At 73.6% G+C, this 17065-nt stretch carries 15 protein-coding genes and 1 pseudogene; 9 read left to right on the forward strand and 7 right to left on the reverse strand.

The genetic code is table 11. From position 1 onward, the window contains the following. Positions 1 to 121: 121 nt before the first annotated feature. The 5 genes from aroH (at position 122) to der (ending at position 4651) form a co-directional block, all read left to right on the forward strand. Entirely contained in the window at positions 122 to 484 is a 363-nt protein-coding gene (gene aroH, locus IH50_RS0125865; RefSeq protein ID WP_030866972.1) for a chorismate mutase, read from the forward strand. Then, positions 481 to 1566, forward strand: a complete 1086-nt coding sequence (locus tag IH50_RS0125870; RefSeq protein ID WP_030866974.1) for a prephenate dehydrogenase — start codon at positions 481 to 483, stop codon at positions 1564 to 1566. Before aroH ends, IH50_RS0125870 begins: the two co-directional genes overlap by 4 nt. A gap of 185 nt (positions 1567 to 1751) precedes the next feature. Beyond that, positions 1752 to 2438: a (d)CMP kinase gene (cmk, locus tag IH50_RS0125875; RefSeq protein ID WP_030866977.1), complete on the forward strand. Its 687-nt coding sequence runs from the start codon at positions 1752 to 1754 to the stop codon at positions 2436 to 2438. Beyond that, a complete protein-coding gene (locus IH50_RS0125880; RefSeq protein WP_030866979.1) occupies positions 2435 to 3082 on the forward strand; it encodes a lysophospholipid acyltransferase family protein in 648 nt (215 codons plus the stop codon). Before cmk ends, IH50_RS0125880 begins: the two co-directional genes overlap by 4 nt. A 78-nt stretch (positions 3083 to 3160) precedes the next feature. Continuing rightward, positions 3161 to 4651, forward strand: coding sequence for a ribosome biogenesis GTPase Der (gene der / locus IH50_RS0125885; RefSeq protein WP_030866981.1), 1491 nt, complete (start codon positions 3161 to 3163; stop codon positions 4649 to 4651). Between the two features lie 60 nt (positions 4652 to 4711). Here the strand turns inward: der and IH50_RS0125890 are convergent, their stop codons facing one another. After that, positions 4712 to 5113, reverse strand: coding sequence for a hypothetical protein (locus IH50_RS0125890; protein WP_030866983.1), 402 nt, complete (start codon positions 5111 to 5113; stop codon positions 4712 to 4714). Between the two features lie 88 nt (positions 5114 to 5201). Next, positions 5202 to 5984 (reverse strand): hypothetical protein, encoded by a 783-nt coding sequence (locus tag IH50_RS0125895; protein WP_030866986.1) that lies wholly within the window; start codon positions 5982 to 5984, stop codon positions 5202 to 5204. 539 nt (positions 5985 to 6523) lie between these two features. Between IH50_RS0125895 and IH50_RS40080 the strand changes: the two genes are divergently transcribed. After that, a complete protein-coding gene (locus IH50_RS40080; RefSeq protein WP_037872914.1) occupies positions 6524 to 7162 on the forward strand; it encodes a transglycosylase family protein in 639 nt (212 codons plus the stop codon). Positions 7163 to 7332: 170 nt separating this feature from the next. On the opposite strand, the pseudogene IH50_RS0125900 reads toward IH50_RS40080, so the two are convergent. The 3 genes and pseudogenes from IH50_RS0125900 to IH50_RS0125910 all read right to left on the reverse strand — a co-directional run. Next, positions 7333 to 7911, reverse strand: a pseudogene (locus IH50_RS0125900) (ATP-binding cassette domain-containing protein); the annotation flags it as partial. Continuing rightward, entirely contained in the window at positions 7908 to 11138 is a 3231-nt protein-coding gene (locus IH50_RS41735) for an ABC transporter permease subunit (protein WP_030866993.1), read from the reverse strand. The gene IH50_RS41735 and the pseudogene IH50_RS0125900, both read right to left, overlap by 4 nt. Positions 11139 to 11148: 10 nt before the next feature. Then, positions 11149 to 11622: a hypothetical protein gene (locus tag IH50_RS0125910; protein ID WP_030866996.1), complete on the reverse strand. Its 474-nt coding sequence runs from the start codon at positions 11620 to 11622 to the stop codon at positions 11149 to 11151. Positions 11623 to 11704: 82 nt separating this feature from the next. Here IH50_RS0125910 and IH50_RS0125915 point away from each other — a divergent pair, with 82 nt between their 5' ends. Both IH50_RS0125915 and IH50_RS0125920 read left to right on the forward strand, forming a co-directional pair. Next, positions 11705 to 12271, forward strand: coding sequence for a hypothetical protein (locus IH50_RS0125915; RefSeq protein ID WP_030866998.1), 567 nt, complete (start codon positions 11705 to 11707; stop codon positions 12269 to 12271). Next, positions 12240 to 13538: an ABC transporter substrate-binding protein gene (locus IH50_RS0125920; protein ID WP_030867002.1), complete on the forward strand. Its 1299-nt coding sequence runs from the start codon at positions 12240 to 12242 to the stop codon at positions 13536 to 13538. The genes IH50_RS0125915 and IH50_RS0125920 overlap by 32 nt, the downstream gene beginning before the upstream one ends. 51 nt (positions 13539 to 13589) lie before the next feature. On the opposite strand, the gene ctaD is transcribed toward IH50_RS0125920, so the two are convergent. Beyond that, positions 13590 to 15281: a cytochrome c oxidase subunit I gene (gene ctaD / locus IH50_RS0125925; RefSeq protein WP_030867005.1), complete on the reverse strand. Its 1692-nt coding sequence runs from the start codon at positions 15279 to 15281 to the stop codon at positions 13590 to 13592. Between the two features lie 424 nt (positions 15282 to 15705). Between ctaD and IH50_RS0125930 the strand changes: the two genes are divergently transcribed. Next, a complete protein-coding gene (locus IH50_RS0125930; protein WP_030867007.1) occupies positions 15706 to 15921 on the forward strand; it encodes an I78 family peptidase inhibitor in 216 nt (71 codons plus the stop codon). 57 nt (positions 15922 to 15978) lie between these two features. Here IH50_RS0125930 and IH50_RS0125935 read toward each other — a convergent pair whose 3' ends face one another. Beyond that, positions 15979 to 16980 (reverse strand): phosphatase PAP2 family protein, encoded by a 1002-nt coding sequence (locus tag IH50_RS0125935; protein ID WP_030867009.1) that lies wholly within the window; start codon positions 16978 to 16980, stop codon positions 15979 to 15981. Between the last annotated feature and the right edge of the window lie 85 nt (positions 16981 to 17065).

A 17065-nucleotide genomic window follows, 5' to 3' on the forward strand; every position in this document is an offset into this window, starting at 1 on the left:
AAACATCATGAAAAGTGCACACCGCCCGTCTCAGCGGGCGGGCGCCCGGCGCCGCCCCCGCGCGGGCTGACTACGCTGGACGACCGAACGACAGACAGGCACGTCAGCAAGGAGCATCGTCGTGGCGGTACGCGCGGTCCGGGGGGCCGTCCAGCTGGAGCGGGACGAGGCCGGTCACATGGAGGAACAGGTCGGCGCGCTGCTCACCGCGATCCTGGAGCGCAACGGCCTGCACACCGACGACCTGATCAGCCTCTGGTTCACGGCCACGCCCGACCTGCACAGCGACTTCCCGGCCGCCGCCGCCCGCAAGCTCGGCATCGTCGACGTCCCCCTGATCTGCGCCCAGGAACTGGACATCGAGGGCGCCATGCCCCGCGTCGTCCGGGTCCTCGCGCACATCGAGTGCGACAAGCCCCGCGCGGACATCGCGCACGTCTACCTCGGCGCGGCGGCCGCCCTGCGCAAGGACATCGCCCAGTGAGAACCGCACTCGTCATCGGCACCGGACTCATCGGCACGTCCGCCGCGCTCGCCCTGAACCGGCGGGGCGTCGTCGTCCACCTCACCGATCACGACCCGGAGCAGGCCCGTACGGCCGCCGCGCTCGGCGCCGGCACGGACGAGGCCCCCGACGGGCCGGTCGACCTGGCGATCGTCGCCGCCCCGCCCGCCCACGTGGCCGACGTGCTCGCCGACGCGATGCGGCGCGGCGCGGCACGCGGCTACATCGACGTCGCCAGCGTCAAGGGCGGACCGCGCCGCGAGCTCCAGGAACGCGGACTCGGCCTGGCCCCGTACATCGGCACCCACCCCATGTCCGGCCGTGAGCGGTCCGGCCCGCTGGCCGCCACCGGGGACCTCTTCGAGGGGCGCCCCTGGGTGCTCACCCCGACCCGGGACACCGACACCGAGGTGCTGAACCTCGCCCTGGAGCTGGTCTCGTACTGCAGGGCCGTACCCGTCGTGATGGACGCCGACGCCCACGACCGGGCCGTGGCCCTCGTCTCCCACATGCCCCACCTGGTGTCCAGCATGGTCGCCGCGCGCCTGGAGCACGCCGAGGAGGCCGCCGTACGGCTGTGCGGGCAGGGCATCCGGGACGTCACCCGGATCGCCGCCTCCGACCCCCGGATGTGGATCGACATCCTCTCCGCGAACCCCGGCCCGGTCGCCGACCTGCTCACGGACGTCGCCGCCGACCTGGAGGAGACCGTGCGCGCCCTGCGCGCGCTGCAGTCCTCCGACGAGGACAAGCGCCGCGAGGGCAGCACCGGCATCGAGAACGTGCTGCGCCGCGGCAACGCGGGGCAGGTCCGCGTCCCCGGCAAGCACGGCTCCGCGCCGCGCGTCTACGAGACCGTGACGGTGCTCATCGACGACCAGCCCGGCCAGCTCGCCCGCATCTTCGCGGACGCCGAGCGCGCCGGCGCCAACATCGAGGACGTCCGCATCGAGCACGCCACCGGACAGCAGGCCGGCCTGGTCCAGCTCATGGTGGAGCCCAAGGCGGCCCCGGCCCTCACCGCGGGGCTGCGGGAGCGGGGCTGGGCGATCCGCCAGTGACGGAGCCGCCGGTGACGGGTGTACGCCGGTGACGGTCCGGGGCGGGGGAGGACCCGGGGGCGGCCCGTCCCCCGGAGGGCCGGATCGTCCGCTTGTCGGAAGGGTTCCGGGGGGCCGGTAATCTGGTGCGGGGCGTGTCCGCGCCCCGCACACACCACTCCACCGCACCAGGAAGGTGTTCCTCCGTGGAAAACGGCGCCGCCCAGCCCGTGATTGTCGCCATCGACGGCCCCTCCGGCACGGGCAAGTCGAGCACCTCGAAGGCCGTGGCGGCGCAGCTCGGCCTGAGCTACCTGGACACGGGCGCCCAGTACCGGGCGATCACCTGGTGGATGGTGACCAACGGCATCGACATAGACGACCCGTCCGCGATCGCCGCCGTCGCCGGGAAGCCCGAGATCGTCTCCGGTACGGACCCCCAGGACCCGACGATCACCGTCGACGGTGTCGACGTGGCCGGCCCGATCCGCGGACAGGACGTCACCTCCAAGGTCTCCGCGGTCTCCGCGGTCCCCGAGGTGCGGACCCGGATCACCGAGCTGCAGCGGTCCATCGCCGCCTCCGCCGTCACCGGCATCGTCGTCGAGGGCCGCGACATCGGCACCACCGTGCTGCCCGACGCCGACCTGAAGATCTTCCTCACCGCCAGCGCGGAGGCCCGTGCCGCCCGCCGCAGCGGCGAGCTCAAGGGCGCCGACCTGAACACCACCCGCGAGGCCCTGATCAAGCGGGACGCGGCCGACGCCGGCCGCAAGACCTCCCCGTTGGCCAAGGCCGGTGACGCGGTCGAGGTGGACACCACCGAGCTGACGCTGGCGCAGGTCATCGAGTGTGTCGTCACCCTCGTCGAGGAGAAGCGGGCCGGGAAGTGACCGACGTCCCATCGGAGCGCGGCGCCGAGGTCGGCCGGCGCATCGGCGTCGGCCTGATGTACGGGCTGTTCAAGCCGCGCGTGCTGGGCGCCTGGCGGGTGCCCACGGCCGGTCCGTTGATCTTCGCCGTGAACCACTCCCACAACATCGACGGCCCCATGGTCATGGGCGTGGCACCCCGGCCGACGCACTTCCTGATCAAGAAGGAGGCGTTCGTCGGCCCGCTCGACCCGTTCCTGACCGGCATCGGCCAGCTCAAGGTGGACCGCGACACCACCGACCGCACGGCGATCTCCCGGGCGCTGGGCGTACTGGAGCAGGGCGGCGTCCTCGGCATCTTCCCGGAGGGCACGCGCGGCGAGGGCGACTTCGCCTCGCTCCGCGCGGGGCTCGCCTACTTCGCCGTACGCGGCGGAGCGCCGATCGTGCCGGTGGCCGTCCTGGGAAGTTCCGAGCGCCGCGGACGGTTGATCAAGGGACTTCCCCCGCTGCGTTCCCGCGTGGACGTCGTCTTCGGCGACCCCTTCGACGCGGGCGACGGCAGCGGCAGACGGACGCGCAAGGCGCTGGACGAGGCGACCGAACGCATCCAGAAACAGCTCACCGCCCACCTGGAAAACGCCAGGCGCCTCACCGGGCGCTAGGCGACACTGAGTAGTGGACCGGCCCCGTGCACGGGGCGTTCCACCGATCGCCACGATGAACGCAGAGGTACGGACTTCATGAACGACCACATCCAGCCCGACGGCTCGGACGCGTACGAGGGTGCGCACGAGCACGATCACGGGGCGCTGGGCGATGCCGAGTTCGCGGAGTTCATGGAGCTCGCCGCGGAGGAGGGCTTCGACCTCGAGGACGTCGAGGGCGCCATCGAGGCGGCGGGCCACGGTCCGCTGCCCGTGCTCGCCGTCGTCGGCCGTCCCAACGTGGGCAAGTCGACCCTGGTGAACCGCATCATCGGCCGCCGTGAGGCGGTCGTCGAGGACAAGCCGGGCGTCACCCGCGACCGCGTCACCTACGAGGCCGAGTGGTCCGGCCGCCGCTTCAAGGTCGTCGACACCGGCGGCTGGGAGCAGGACGTCCTCGGCATCGACGCCTCCGTGGCGGCCCAGGCCGAGTACGCGATCGAGGCCGCCGACGCGGTCGTCTTCGTCGTGGACGCCAAGGTCGGCGCGACCGACACCGACGAGGCCGTCGTCCGGCTGCTGCGCAAGGCGGGCAAGCCGGTCGTGCTGTGCGCCAACAAGGTGGACGGCCCGAGCGGCGAGGCCGACGCGTCCTACCTGTGGTCCCTGGGCCTCGGTGAGCCGCACCCGGTCTCCGCGCTGCACGGCCGCGGCACCGGCGACATGCTGGACCAGGTCCTGGAGGCCCTGCCGGAGGCCCCGGCACAGACCTTCGGCACCGCGGTCGGCGGTCCGCGCCGCATCGCCCTGATCGGCAGGCCCAATGTCGGCAAGTCCTCGCTGCTGAACAAGGTCGCGGGCGAGGAGCGGGTCGTCGTCAACGAACTCGCCGGAACCACCCGTGACCCGGTCGACGAGATGATCGAACTCGGCGGCAAGACCTGGAAGTTCGTCGACACGGCAGGCATCCGCAAGCGCGTCCACCTCCAGCAGGGCGCCGACTACTACGCCTCGCTGCGCACCGCCGCCGCCGTCGAGAAGGCGGAGGTGGCCGTCGTCCTCATCGACGCCGCCGAATCCATCTCGGTGCAGGACCAGCGGATCGTCACCATGGCCGTGGAGGCGGGCCGCGCGATCGTCCTCGCCTTCAACAAGTGGGACACCCTCGACGAGGAGCGCCGCTACTACCTGGAGCGGGAGATCGAGACCGAGCTCGGCCAGGTGGTGTGGGCGCCGCGGGTGAACGTCTCGGCGCGCACCGGCCGGCACATGGAGAAGCTGGTCCCGGCCATCGAGACGGCCCTGGAGGGCTGGGAGACGCGAGTCCCGACGGGCAGGCTGAACGCCTTCCTCGGCGAGCTGGTCGCCGCCCACCCGCACCCCGTGCGGGGCGGCAAGCAGCCGCGCATCCTGTTCGGCACCCAGGCCGGCACCAAGCCGCCGCGGTTCGTGCTGTTCGCCTCCGGCTTCATCGAGGCGGGCTACCGGCGGTTCATCGAGCGCCGGCTGCGGGAGGAGTTCGGCTTCGAGGGGACGCCGATCCATATCTCCGTGCGGGTGCGGGAGAAGCGCGGCAAGAAGAAGTAGCCGACGGCGGGCATGACGAAGGGGCGGTCCCGGTGGGGCCGCCCCTTCGCCGTGCCCGGGTCAGGCGCCTCTGCGCGGGGCCGGCGGCAGTCCGGCCGGCACGTGGTGCATCCCGGAGGCGGTCCTGCCGACCGTGCCGACCCGCTGCCACTGCGGCCCGGCGCCCTGCCGGCCGCCCGCCCCCGCGCCGTGGGCACCGCTCACGAGGGAGGCGCCGAACGTGCTCGGGCCGCGGCCGCCGTACGAGCCCGCACCGCGCGGGATGTTCCCGAAGGCGGTGAAGCCCAGCTCCTCCTCGCCGCTGCGGTCACCCGGCAGCGAACGGAAGGACTTGACGTACTCGGTGTAGAGGGCGTCGTAGATCGGCGTGGCCGAGAGGCCGCTCCGGGAGTCCCGCTCCGGGCGCACGGGTGCGGGGACCGAGGCGAGGGACTGGCGGCGGGGAACGTCGTATGCGTGCACGTATGTCCAAACGACCCCGTGCCGTAAGGGATGCGGCATTTTTACGGCTTTCGCCGGTTGTCCGGCGGTGCCGTGTCCGCCGGGCCGGTCAGAGGCCCGCCAGCGGCAGCGCCGCGGCGACGAGCTTGCCGTTCGCCGCCGCCTTGTCCAGTGCGTCGCGCAGCAGGTCCTCGCGCGGCTGGCGGCCGATCGAACCGACCGGCGCCGCGAACATCAGCACCTGCTGGTGCTTGTTGGCGGCCGACCGCCAGCCGTCGGTGACCTGGAGCGGCTGGTGCGCCTGCCACCAGGCCACCGGACGGCCGCCGGCCGGGTTCGGCTGGAGCACGGCGTGCAGCTGCCCCGCGGCGAGCAGGACCGACCAGCCGTGCAGCACCGGCGGTACGGCCGACAGTTCGGTCAGCGGCATGAATCCCTGCTCGATGAGGAGCGGCAGGAAGTCGTCGCCGGTCCCGGACGAACCGGGCCGCGCGACCGGCGCGGTCGGCTCCACGACCAGCGCCGGGTGCAACTCCCCGGAGATCAGGACCAGTCCGCTGGTCACTCCGAGCACGGCCTGTTCGGGGGCGGCCTGCGCGGGCGCCGGTTCCCCGGTGTCGCCGCCGATGGCCCGCACGGCCCCCTGGAGCTGCTCCTCGGTGACCTGGACGACCTGCGAGGGCAGGCAGCCCGCGTGGGCGAAGGCGAGGACGGCGGTCTCGTCGCCGATGAACAGGACGGTGCTGGTGCGCTCCTGTTCCGGGTCGCCCGGGGTGCGGCAGGAGGTGCAGTCGTAACTGCCCGGGGCGGACTCTCCGGCGAGCAGGCGGGCTGCTTCTTCGTCGCCGATCTCGGCGCGTACCTCGTCGCTGACGTCGAGCATGCGCGGCACGGGTGGCTCCCTCGGGATGCGGTGCGTGGCGAGGCCGGGTGGCTCCCGGCCCGTGGTCCGGGCGGGTCCCCGGCTCATGAAGAAGACAACGGGCGATCTGTGGCGGTAGTCACGCCCCAGGGCGAACGGAATCGAACCAACCGGCGCACACGGTCACGCTCGGCGCGGAATCCGCCACTCATCGTCAACTACCCGTCGTCGCAATGCCGTTGAGAAGGTGAGGTGGCTCACAGGCCGCCTTGCCCGCTGGCCGACAAATCCCGAAATCAGGGAATGAAGTGGGTGACCGAAAATCGCCGCTACCCGAGGTAAGCGGCAACTGGCCTGGCACAACAGGACGTTGGTTGATCCCGGCACCGGAGGCTCCTTAGATTCCTCCGCCGTGTGCAGCGAGCACCGCTCGGGTACGTCCGCCGACCGCACCACAGGGCACCACCGCACGACCCGAAGGCGGACGGGGCGAGCGCGGCCCACGCGTCCCATGACGCGGCGGGCGGCACTCCGCCTCGGGGACCCCGAGTCCTTCGGGAAGGACCTTCATGTCCGAATGTGCCGATAACACCCGCGACCACCTCCGCACGACCCGTACGACGGCCGTCCTGGCCGGCGCGGCCCTGCTCGCGCCCCTCGGACTGCTCGCCGCGACCGGGACCGCCACGGCGGCGGACGGCGGCGTGTGGGACCGCATCGCACAGTGCGAGAGCGGCGGCGACTGGCACATCAACACCGGCAACGGCTACTACGGCGGACTGCAGTTCTCCGGCTCCACATGGCGCGCCTACGGCGGCACGGCCTACGCGCCGACGGCCGACCGGGCCACCAGGGCCCAGCAGATCGCGGTCGCCACGAAGGTGCAGCGCGCCCAGGGCTGGGGCGCCTGGCCGACCTGCTCGGCACGCGCGGGGGCGTCCGGGAGCGCACCCGCCGCGGACCCGGTGACCACGTGGCGGGCCCCGTCGAAGCGGTCGAAGCCGTCGGCGCCGGCCAGGACTTCGACACCCTCCGGGCACACGGACCGCAACACGTCCCGCGGCGACCACACCGTCCGCGCGGGTGACACCCTGAGCGGGATCGCCGCGCGGTACGGCACGACCTGGCAGCGCCTGTACGAGGCGAACAAGTCCGTCATCGGCGGGGACCCCGACGTGATCGTGCCCGGACAGCGCCTCGACGTCTGAGCCGTCGCCGGGCCCGCCCTCCGGACGCGGGCCCCGGGCCCCGGCCGTTCGTCCGGCCGGACGCCGGGGGCGAATCCCGTCCCCGGACACCGAGGGGGGCGGTTCTCCGGGCGACACACCGCGTATGCGCCGCTCCGCCCGGAGAACCGCTCCCCTCGCCGTCCGCGCGGCAGGTACCGGCGGCCGTGCAGGGCGGGCGGCAGCCGCTGCTCGGCGACGATCACGCACGCGTCGAGCGCGGCCAGCAGCGCGTACGTGCGGGCCGCGACCGCCGGCGACATGCCCTGGGCGGGCTCGTCGACGAGCACCACACGCGCGCGCGGCGACAACACCCGGCACAGGGCCAGCATCCGCTGCTCGCCCCCGGAGAGCGTGCCGGCCCGGCGCTCCAGCAGCGGCCGCAGCGACGGGTAGACGTCGAGGGCGCGGGCGGGGTCGGGGGCGGTGAGGGCGAGGTTCTCCCGCACGGTGAGGGAACCGAACACCGCCCGCCGCTCCGGCACCAGGCACAGCCCGCGCCGGGCCCGCTCGTACGCCGGCACACCGGTCACGTCCCGTCCGTCCCACACCACGGCCCCGCCGGACAGCGGCACGTCACCGGCCAGCGCGCGCAGGGCGGTCGTACGGCCGGAGCCGTTGCGGCCCAGCAGCACGGTGACGCCGGGGCCGGGGGCGGCGAGGGTGATGCCGTGCAGGGCCTCCAGCGGGCCGTACCGCACGCGCGCGCGGCGCAGGGAGATCACGGTCATGGGCCGGCCGTTTCCCCGGGGGCGCCCAGGACGCTCCCGGGCGGTCCGGAGGCGACGATCCGGCCCGCCGCCATCACGTGCACGACGTCGGCGAGGCCGGCGACCAGGTCGAGATCGTGCTCGACGACCAGGAGGGCCGTGCCGTCGGCGGCCAGCGCCCGCAGGATCCGGGCCAGCGCGGTGACCTCGGCGGTGTCGAGACCGGCGGCGGGTTCGTCGAGCAGCAGCACGCGCGGGGCGGCGGCGAGGGCCCGCGCGACCTCCACCCGGCGCAGCGTCCCGGTGGGGAGCCCGGCGGCGGGCCGCGCCCTCATCGGCCCGTCGAGCCCGAAGAGCCGCAGCGTCCGCTCCACCGCGCCGGGATCGCGCGGCCGGCCCCGCTCGGCGCCGACGCGCACGTTGTCGGCGACGGTCAGCGTCGGGAAGACCGCCAGCCGCTGGAACGTCCGCGCGATCCCGAGCCGGGCGCGGGCCTGCGCGGGCAGCCGCGTGATGTCCCGCCCGCCGAGCGAGACCGACCCCCGCGCGGGACGCAGGGTTCCCGCCAGACAGTGGAACAGCGTGCTCTTCCCGGCCCCGTTGGGCCCGACGACGGCGGTCACCCGCCCGGCGGGGACGTCCAGGTCCACCCCGTCCAGCGCGGTGAACCCGCCGTACCGGACCCGCAGACCGCGGGCGGCGAGCACCGGAGGGCCGGGGGCCGGTGCGGAGGGCCCCGCGTGCCGGCGTCCCACCGGGACCTCGCCGCCGCCCCCACGCACCGGCGCGGGGGTACCCGCGGCCGGGGGCCGGTGAGGCGCCTGCGGCTCCGCGGAGCGGCGCGCCGGGGCGGGCGGCACCCCCCGGCCGGGCGACTCCCGGGCCTGCCCGGCGGGGCGTTCGCCCTCGGTGGCCTCCGCATCGCCCCGCCGTCGTCCTGGCTCGTGGCGCGGTGGCTCTTCGGGGGCCGGTTGTTCTTCGCGCGGGTGTCCCGGCGGCCGTCCGGTGAGGTGTTCGTCCCCGGTGGTTTCTCGGTCCGTGCCGTTCTGCCGTCGTGCGGGCTCGTGGCCCGGTGGCTCTTCGGGGGCCGGTTGTTCTTCGCGCGGGTGTCCCGGCGGCTGTCCGGTGGGGTGTTCGTCCCCGGTGGCTTCCGCGGCGTCCTGCCGTCGTGCCGGGCCGTCGGCGGGCCTGCCTGCCGCCGTTCGTGGTCCGCCGGTGGCTTCGGGGCGGCCGAGGGGCTTCGCGCCCGGCTCGCCGGTCCGGGTGGGGGTCCGTTCCGGCAGCCCGGTCCGGGTGCCGGTGCCGTGGGAGCCGGCCCTGGGGTCCGGTTCCGGCCCGGTGCCCGTCGCCGTCGCGCCCGCCGGGATCCGGGGCGGCCCCGGTGGCGGTCCCGGAGGGCGCGGGCGGGTGCGGAGGTGTGCGGCCGAGGGGGCCGGTGCCGGGCGGGGCCGGACACGGAACCGGTTCGCCGCGTCGCGCAGGGCTTCGCGGGGGCTGTCCGGGAAGCGGCCGGACAGGACCGCCAGGACGCCGATCACCGCCGCCGCCACACCCCCGCGCGTGCCCGCGTCCAGGCCGACCAGGAGGGCCGCCGCGAGAAGGGCGCCCAGGGTGCTGTCGGCGCCCAGGACCACCACCGCGGCGAACCACAGCAGGCCCCGCACGGGGTCGTACGCGGCCGGGTCGAAGGCGCGCAGCCCCATGCCGAGCATGCCGCCGCCGAGCGCGGCCAGCGCCGCCCCGGACACGAAGGCGAGGAGTTTCAGCGACGGGACGCGCACGCCCGCCGCCCGCGCCCCGGACTCGTGGTCCCGCATCGCCGCCAGGGCGCGCCCCGTACGGCCCCGGCGCAGTGCCCAGGCGGCGAGCAGCGCGCACGCCAGGAGGACCAGCTCCAGGACGTAGTACGCGCGGTCGTCGTCGAAGCCCGCCGGGCGGCCCAGCGACAGTCCGGACGTGGCGTACGGCTGGTCGAAGACGAAACGGCTCACCCCGACGCCCACCGCGAACGTCGCCAGCGCCAGCGCGAGCCCGCGGCGGCCGATCGCCGGCCAGCCGGTCAGCACGCCCAGCGGAGCCACCAGGACGACCGCCACCGCGAGCGCGGCCAGCTCCGGCAGCCGGGGCAGGCCGGGGAAGCGGCCGGCCGCCAGCAGCGCCGTGAAGAGGGCGCCCAGACCCGCGTACGCCGCCTGCCCGAGCGAGATCTGCCCGCCCCGGCCGGTGACCACCACCAGCGACAGCAGCACCACACCCAGCGCCGGCACCTGCACCGCCGTGTGCAGATCACGCCCGGCGAGGCCCAGCGGCAGCAGGAACAGCACCCCGGCCACGATCCAGGCGCCCGGGTGAGCGGGCACCCGCGCGGCGACGGCGGGGTGCGGGAGCGCGTCGCGCGTGCCGACTCCGGGCAGCGCCAGGGCGGTGACCAGCAGCGCCACCACGAACAGGTTGGCGCCCACCGCCTGCAGCAACGGCTCGCCCCATCCGGACGGGTGCAGCCGTGTGAGCTGACTCTGCGCCACCCCGACGCCGAGCGCGACGACCACCGCCACGGTCAGGCCGCGCATCCGCGCGGCGACCGCGACCGCCACCACCTCCATCACGAGCAGCGGCAGCCCGTACGGGTCGAGCCGCACGTACGGTGCCAGCAGCACGCCGGTCAGACCGGCCGTGAACGAGCCGAACGCCCAGCCCGCCGCCGCCACCCGGTCCGCGTCCACACCGGTGAGCACGGCCAGTCGCCGGTCGTCCACGACGGCCCGCAGCTCCCGCCCGAACCGCGTCCGGCGGATCACCGTCCCGACCCCCGCGGCCAGCACGGCCACCACCGCCAGCTGTCCCCACGGCTCCGCCGCCACCAGCACCGGCGCGTCGTCCCGCGCCCCCTGCCCCCACAGCAGCGCCGCCCCGCCCACCAGCAGGACGAACACCCCGAGGGACGCCACCAGCGCCCGCGCCGGATCGCCGCCCCGCACGGACAGCGGCCGGAACACCGAACGCTCCAGTACCACCCCGGTCCCCGGCGCCACCACCAGCAGCGTCAGCGCGGCGGCCGGCCACAGCGGCCAGCCCCGGTCGACCACCAGGCCGCGCAGCACATAGGCGCACACCATCGCGATCGCGCCGTGCGCGAAGTTCAGCACCCCGGTCGCCCGGTACGTCACGATCAGACCGATCCCGGTGAGCGCCGCCGCGGCGCCCACCGACAGGCCGGCCAGCGTGAGGTCGTACGTCAGCGAGGACACCGGCGAGGCCTCAGCCGGACCCGTCGGCGGGTTCGCAGACCGGGCAGGGCGCCAGCTCACCGCCCGCGATCAGCCTCCCGTCCACCGGGACCGCCTCCGCCTTCCCCGCGACCAGCGGGCAGTCCGCGCGGTGCCACAGCGTCCCGCCCGGCACCATCAGCGTCTCGGCGCTGACGGCCACCGGCCCGCCGGCCGGCCGTCCCGGCTCGTCGGCGCCGGCCGGCCCGGCGGCGGGCGGGCCGTACGGCTCCTCCCCGCGCGTGGCGGCGAGCGCGTCCCGGCCGCGGGCGAGCAGCACCGCCCCGGCGACGATCAGCGCGGCTCCGGGGATGCTGCAGGAGGCCAGGTAGGGAAGCTGCCGTGCGGTGTGACGCTCGCCCGAGACGCCGTACCAGCCGATGACGCACAACACCGCGCCGGCGGCGAGCGCGGCCCAGCCCGCCCGGAGGACGGGGTGCGCAATCCGGAGTCGGGCAGTCCGCATGGCTTGCACTATGCCCCCTGGGACCCGACCCTGAAAGCACCGGGCGCACACGCCCCGGACCGACACCCGATTGGTGAGCCAGATGGTTCTCGGCAATGGCATCGGGCGGGGGAGTACGAGGGCGGGAAGGCGCGGACCGCGGACCGCGGGACGGGGCGCGGCGCTGGCCGCCGCCCTGGCCTTGCTCCTGGCACCGGGCCTTACGGCGTGCGGCGACGGCGGCGGCAGCGGGACCTCCACGCCGTCGGCGGAGCGGACGACGAACGCACCGGGCAGCGCGCCCGCGAACCAGGCGGAGGCCGAACAGGAGATCCGGCAGAACTGGGAGAAGTTCTTCGACCCCGAGACCCCGGTGGACGAGAAGAAGAAACTCCTGCAGAACGGTGAGCTGCTGGGCCCGGTGCTCGAGGCGTTCAGCGGCGACAACCGCGTCGGACAGGTGAAGGCGAAGGTCACCGAGATCACGTTCACCTCACCGACCGAGGCGGACGTGACATTCACCCTGACCCTCAGGGGAGCCACCGCCCTCCCGGACGCCTCCGGTGTCGCCGTCGACGACGACGGCACCTGGAAGGTCTCCGTCAAGTCCCTGTGCGCGCTCGTGCGGCTGAGCGGCGATGAGACACCCCCGGACATCCCGGGCTGCTGAGGCCCTCGCCGCGGCGGCGCTCCTCGCCCTGACCGCGGCCTGCGGCAGCCGCCTGCCGGAGAGCGACTTCGAGCACGACGACCGCCCGTCCGCGACCGCCCGGGACGCCGGCGAGCCGATCCGCGTCGGCATCGTCGCCAGCGCCACCAGCCCGGTCGGCGGCGGCGCCTTCACCGGCCCGCGCGACGGCGCGACGGCGTGGTTCGACCGGCTCAACGCGCGCGGCGGCATCGACGGCCGGCGCGTCGAGGTGCGGCAGTGCGACGACGGCGGCAGCGGCGCCGGCAACAACGAGTGCGTGCACCGGCTGGTCGACGAGGAGAAGGTCGTCGCCCTGGTCGCCACCACCGCCCTGGACTACGCGGGCGCCCCCCGCGTCTCCCGCGCGGGCGTCCCCGACATCGGCGGCCAGCCCATCGGCGCCGCCTACGACACCTACCCGCACCTCTACGGCGTCTACGGCAGCGACGCGCCCAGGAACGGCACCCCCGGCTGGGACGGCAGGCTGTACGGCGGCACCGAGGTGTACCGCTACTTCAAGCGCGAGCACGGCGCCCGCACGGCCGCCGTCGTCTCCTACAACCAGTCCGCGTCCGCCTCCTACGCCCGCCTCGTCGAACGCGGCCTGAGAGCCGAGGGCTACAAGGTGGTCACCGAGCAGGTCGACTTCGCGCTGCCCAACTTCCGCGCGGTGGCCGCCGACCTGAAGCAGCAGGGCGCCGACCTGGTCTTCGACGCCATCGACGGCCACGGCAACGCCCGCCTGTGCCGGGCCATGGACGACGTCGGCGCCCGGGTCACCGCCAAGGTCACCAACGTGCAGAACTGGACGTCCACCGTCGCCGAGGACTACAAGGACGCGCCGCACTGCCGCAACGCCCTGTGGGCGACCGGCTCCAGCCGCAACTTCGAGGACACCGGCCACCCGGCCGTACGCGCGTTCCGGGACGCCACCGAGGGCCTGGAGACGCACTCCCAGTGGCAGTTGGAGGGCTGGGCCGCCGCCCGCTGGTTCACCGACGCGGCGCGGTCCTGCGCCCGTACGGGCATCACGCGCGCGTGCGTCGACGCCTCTGTGAACCGCGCCCGGGACTACACCGCGGGCGGACTGCTGCTGCCCGTCTCGTTCGCACGCTCGCCCGAGCCGCCGGCCACGAGCCGGACCTGTCTGTCCGTGGCCCGCTGGCGGGACGGCGAGGGCTGGGTGTCGCAGGGCGACATGAACCGCACCTGCTTCGAGGTACCGCAACTGGCCTACGAGCCCTGATCCAGGACAGCGGCTGTCCGCGGCGCTGGAAGGACGGGCCGCTCGGCGCGGTCAGCGCGGCTCGGTGCCGGCTTGCTCGCCCTTCGGCTCGGGCTGCGACGTCACCGCCGCGTACTCCGGATGGTTCATGTCGAACGCGGGCGACTCCGAACGGATCCGGGGCAGCGTCGTGAAGTTGTGCCGGGGCGGCGGACACGAGGTCGCCCACTCCAGGGAGCGGCCGAACCCCCACGGATCGTCGGCCTCGACCTTCTCGCCGTACCGGGCGGTCTTCCAGACGTTGTAGAGGAACGGCAGCGTGGACATGCCGAGCAGGAAGGCGCCGATGCTGGAGACGGTGTTCAGCGCGGTGAAGCCGTCCGCCGCGAGGTAGTCGGCGTAACGGCGGGGCATGCCCTCCGCGCCCAGCCAGTGCTGCACCAGGAACGTGGTGTGGAAGCCGACGAACAGCGTCCAGAACTGGATCTTGCCGAGCCGTTCGTCGAGCATCTTCCCGGTGAACTTGGGCCACCAGAAGTAGAACCCGGCGAAGGTCGCGAAGACGACGGTGCCGAAGACCACGTAGTGGAAGTGCGCGACGACGAAGTACGAGTCCGTCACATGGAAGTCCAGCGGCGGCGACGCGAGGAGCACCCCGGTCAGCCCGCCGAACAGGAACGACACCAGGAACCCGGTCGCCCACAGCATGGGCGTCTCGAAGGACAGCGACCCCTTGATCATGGTGCCGGTCCAGTTGAAGAACTTCACACCCGTCGGCACCGCGATCAGGAAGCTCATGAAGGAGAAGAACGGCAGCAACACCGCGCCGGTCGCGAACATGTGGTGCGCCCACACCACCACCGACAGGCCCGTGATGGCCATGGTGGCGCCCACCAGCGTCAGATAGCCGAACAGCGGCTTGCGGCTGAAGACCGGGATGATCTCCGTGACGATCCCGAAGAACGGCAGCGCGATGATGTAGACCTCGGGATGGCCGAAGAACCAGAACAGGTGCTGCCACAGAAGCGCCCCGCCGTTGGCGGCCTCGAAGACCTGGGAGCCGAACCGCCGGTCCGCCTCCAGCACCAGCAGCGCCGCCGCGAGCACCGGGAACGCCAGCAGGATCAGGATCGACGTGAACAGCGTGTTCCAGGTGAACAGCGGCATCCGGAACATCGTCATCCCCGGCGCGCGCATCCCGACGATGGTGGTGATGAAGTTGACCGCGCCGAGGATGGTGCCGAAGCCGGACAGCGCGAGGCCCATGATCCACAGGTCCGGGCCGAGGCCGGGGGAGTACTCCATGCTGTTCAGCGGCGCGTAGGCGAACCAGCCGTAGGCGGCCGGGCCCCCGGTGACCACCAGTGAGGCGAGCACGATCAGCCCGCCGAAGAGGAACAGCCAGTACGAGAACATGTTCAGCCGGGGGAAGGCCACGTCGGGTGCCCCGATCTGCAGCGGCATCAGCTCGTTGGCGAAGCCGGCGAAGCTGGGCGTGGCGAACAGCAGCAGCATGATCGTGCCGTGCAGGGTGAACATCTGGTTGAACTGCTGGTTGTCGACGAGCTGCAGGCCCGGCCGGGCCAGTTCGGCGCGCATCAGCAGCGCCATCACGCCGGCGATCAGGAAGAACACGAACGACGTGATCAGGTAGAGGTGGCCGATCTTCTTGTGGTCGGTGGTGGTCAGCCAGTCGATCACCAGCTGCCCGCGCCGCTGCCGGCGCGCCGGTCGCGCCGCCGCCCGGACGGTCTGCGTCCCCATCGCTCGCCCCTTCGCTCCTCGCGCGCCGGGCCCCGCCGGGAGCCCGCGCCCCATGTACCCCGGGCCCACGCCATGATGCTCGCCCCTGCCGGTCACCGACAGAGGACGTGGCGGATCGTGTGACGGAAACGCGCGTTTTCTGTGCGCACAGGCGTGCGCGGTCGTGCGCGGCGGCGGAAAAGGAATGGGGCCCGGGAGTACTTCCCCCGGCACTTTCCGCCGGAGTTAATCACGCTCGTGGTGTGACACGCGGGAATTACGTTCGAATGCCTGCGGAAGGCGTACCGAACCGTCCGTCCGGGTGACGGCCACCGTCACGAACGCCTGTCGTGATCCTGTGACAGAAGTGTGACAGCCGGGGGATCCATCCGGGTGTTCCCGCCTCCGGCTTCCCCGCTTCCGGGCCAGGGCATAGCGTGGTCGCATGGCACCCATTCCGACACCCTCCGCGGAACCCCACGACAGTCCGGACGCCTATGTCGGCCTCGCGGCGGACCGGGCGGAGCACCTCGCGCGGGAGCGCGGCTGGTCGACCGTGCGGGCGCTGGCCCCGGGGACGATCATCACCATGGAGTACCGCGTGGGCCGGCTGAACTTCGAGGTGAAGGACGGCCTGGTGGCGCGCGCCTGGAAGGGCTGACACACGGCGACGGCCCCGGTTCCCTCACCGGAACCGGGGCCGTCGCGTGTGCGCCCGTCAGGGGCGGCCGGCCGACGTCGTACCGCGCGGATGGCGCTCCGCGTGCTGCGGGCGGCGACTGCCCGCCGGGGTGACCGGGGAGCGCTCCGCGCGGGTCGTATGCGGCCCGGGCGCCAGATAGGCGGGCGACCGGGAGGCAGGGCGGCCCGTGGGAACCGGCTCGGGGGCCGTGTCCGCGCGGCCGGGGAGCGGCCTGAGCGCGACGGGCCGCCCGGGAGCGCCGGCCTTCTCCGTGTCGCCCCGGGGCGCCCGCCGGCGGGCGCGCAGGGCGAGGATCCGTGCCTCCGCGCGGGCGATGACCGGCTCGAACCAGGGCAGTGCCAGCAGGATCAGCAGGCCCGCCACCCAGCCCAGGATCACATCGCTCAGCCAGTGGGTCCCGATGTAGACGGTGGACAGCCCCACGCCGAGCGAGGTCACGGCCGACAGCGCGGACAGCCAGCGGCGCGCTCTCGGGGTGGAGGCCAGATAGGCCAGGATTCCCCAGGTCACCACGGCGTTGGCGGTGTGGCCGCTGGGAAATATGTCGCCGCCGAGCCACATCTCGTTCGAGCCGATCTCGGTCGCGTAGTGCGGTCCGAGGCGCCCCATGCCGTACTTCGCGGCACCGACGGTGACGTTGAGCAGCAGCAGGGAGACCCCGAGGGCGAGCAGCGGACGCAGGGTGTGCTGCCGCCAGGAGCGCCAGCCCAGCCAGGCCGCCACCATCACCGCCGTCGGGCCGCGCTGGCCGAGGACCACGTAGTAGTCGACGAAGGCGTGGATCTCGGGCCACTGCTGATAGGGGCGGAAGAACATCACCTGCCAGTCCAGCCGGACCAGCCAGGAGGTGATCAGTACGGCCCACACGATCGCCAGGTAGAAGGCCAGGGCGGCGCCGAACAGCACCATCCGGTGCCGGCTCATTCGCGGCATGCCGATGAGAGCCGGTCGTTCCGGCTCACGATCCAGCCTCGCGAACACCCGGTCCAGGCGGGTGGGCTTCGGTTCGGTACGCACCCAATCGACGTTACAGCGAGTGAGCGCGGAACCCCGTCGAATCAGCCTCTTTGTGATGACGATGTGATGTGGCATTCCTCTCAGG

The sequence above is a fragment of the Streptomyces sp. NRRL S-37 genome (genome assembly GCF_000721605.1).
GTDB lineage: Bacteria > Actinomycetota > Actinomycetes > Streptomycetales > Streptomycetaceae > Streptomyces.

Bases quoted from the DNA above. Each gene is read 5' to 3' on its own strand.
- der (WP_030866981.1), top strand. From the start codon at position 3,161: ATGAACGACCACATCCAGCCCGACGGCTCGGACGCGTACGAGGGTGCG.
- IH50_RS40080 (WP_037872914.1), top strand. From the start codon at position 6,524: ATGTCCGAATGTGCCGATAACACCCGCGACCACCTCCGCACGACCCGT.
- IH50_RS0125910 (WP_030866996.1), bottom strand. From the start codon at position 11,622: ATGCGGACTGCCCGACTCCGGATTGCGCACCCCGTCCTCCGGGCGGGC.
- IH50_RS0125915 (WP_030866998.1), top strand. From the start codon at position 11,705: ATGGTTCTCGGCAATGGCATCGGGCGGGGGAGTACGAGGGCGGGAAGG.
- IH50_RS0125920 (WP_030867002.1), top strand. From the start codon at position 12,240: ATGAGACACCCCCGGACATCCCGGGCTGCTGAGGCCCTCGCCGCGGCG.
- ctaD (WP_030867005.1), bottom strand. From the start codon at position 15,281: ATGGGGACGCAGACCGTCCGGGCGGCGGCGCGACCGGCGCGCCGGCAG.
- IH50_RS0125930 (WP_030867007.1), top strand. From the start codon at position 15,706: ATGGCACCCATTCCGACACCCTCCGCGGAACCCCACGACAGTCCGGAC.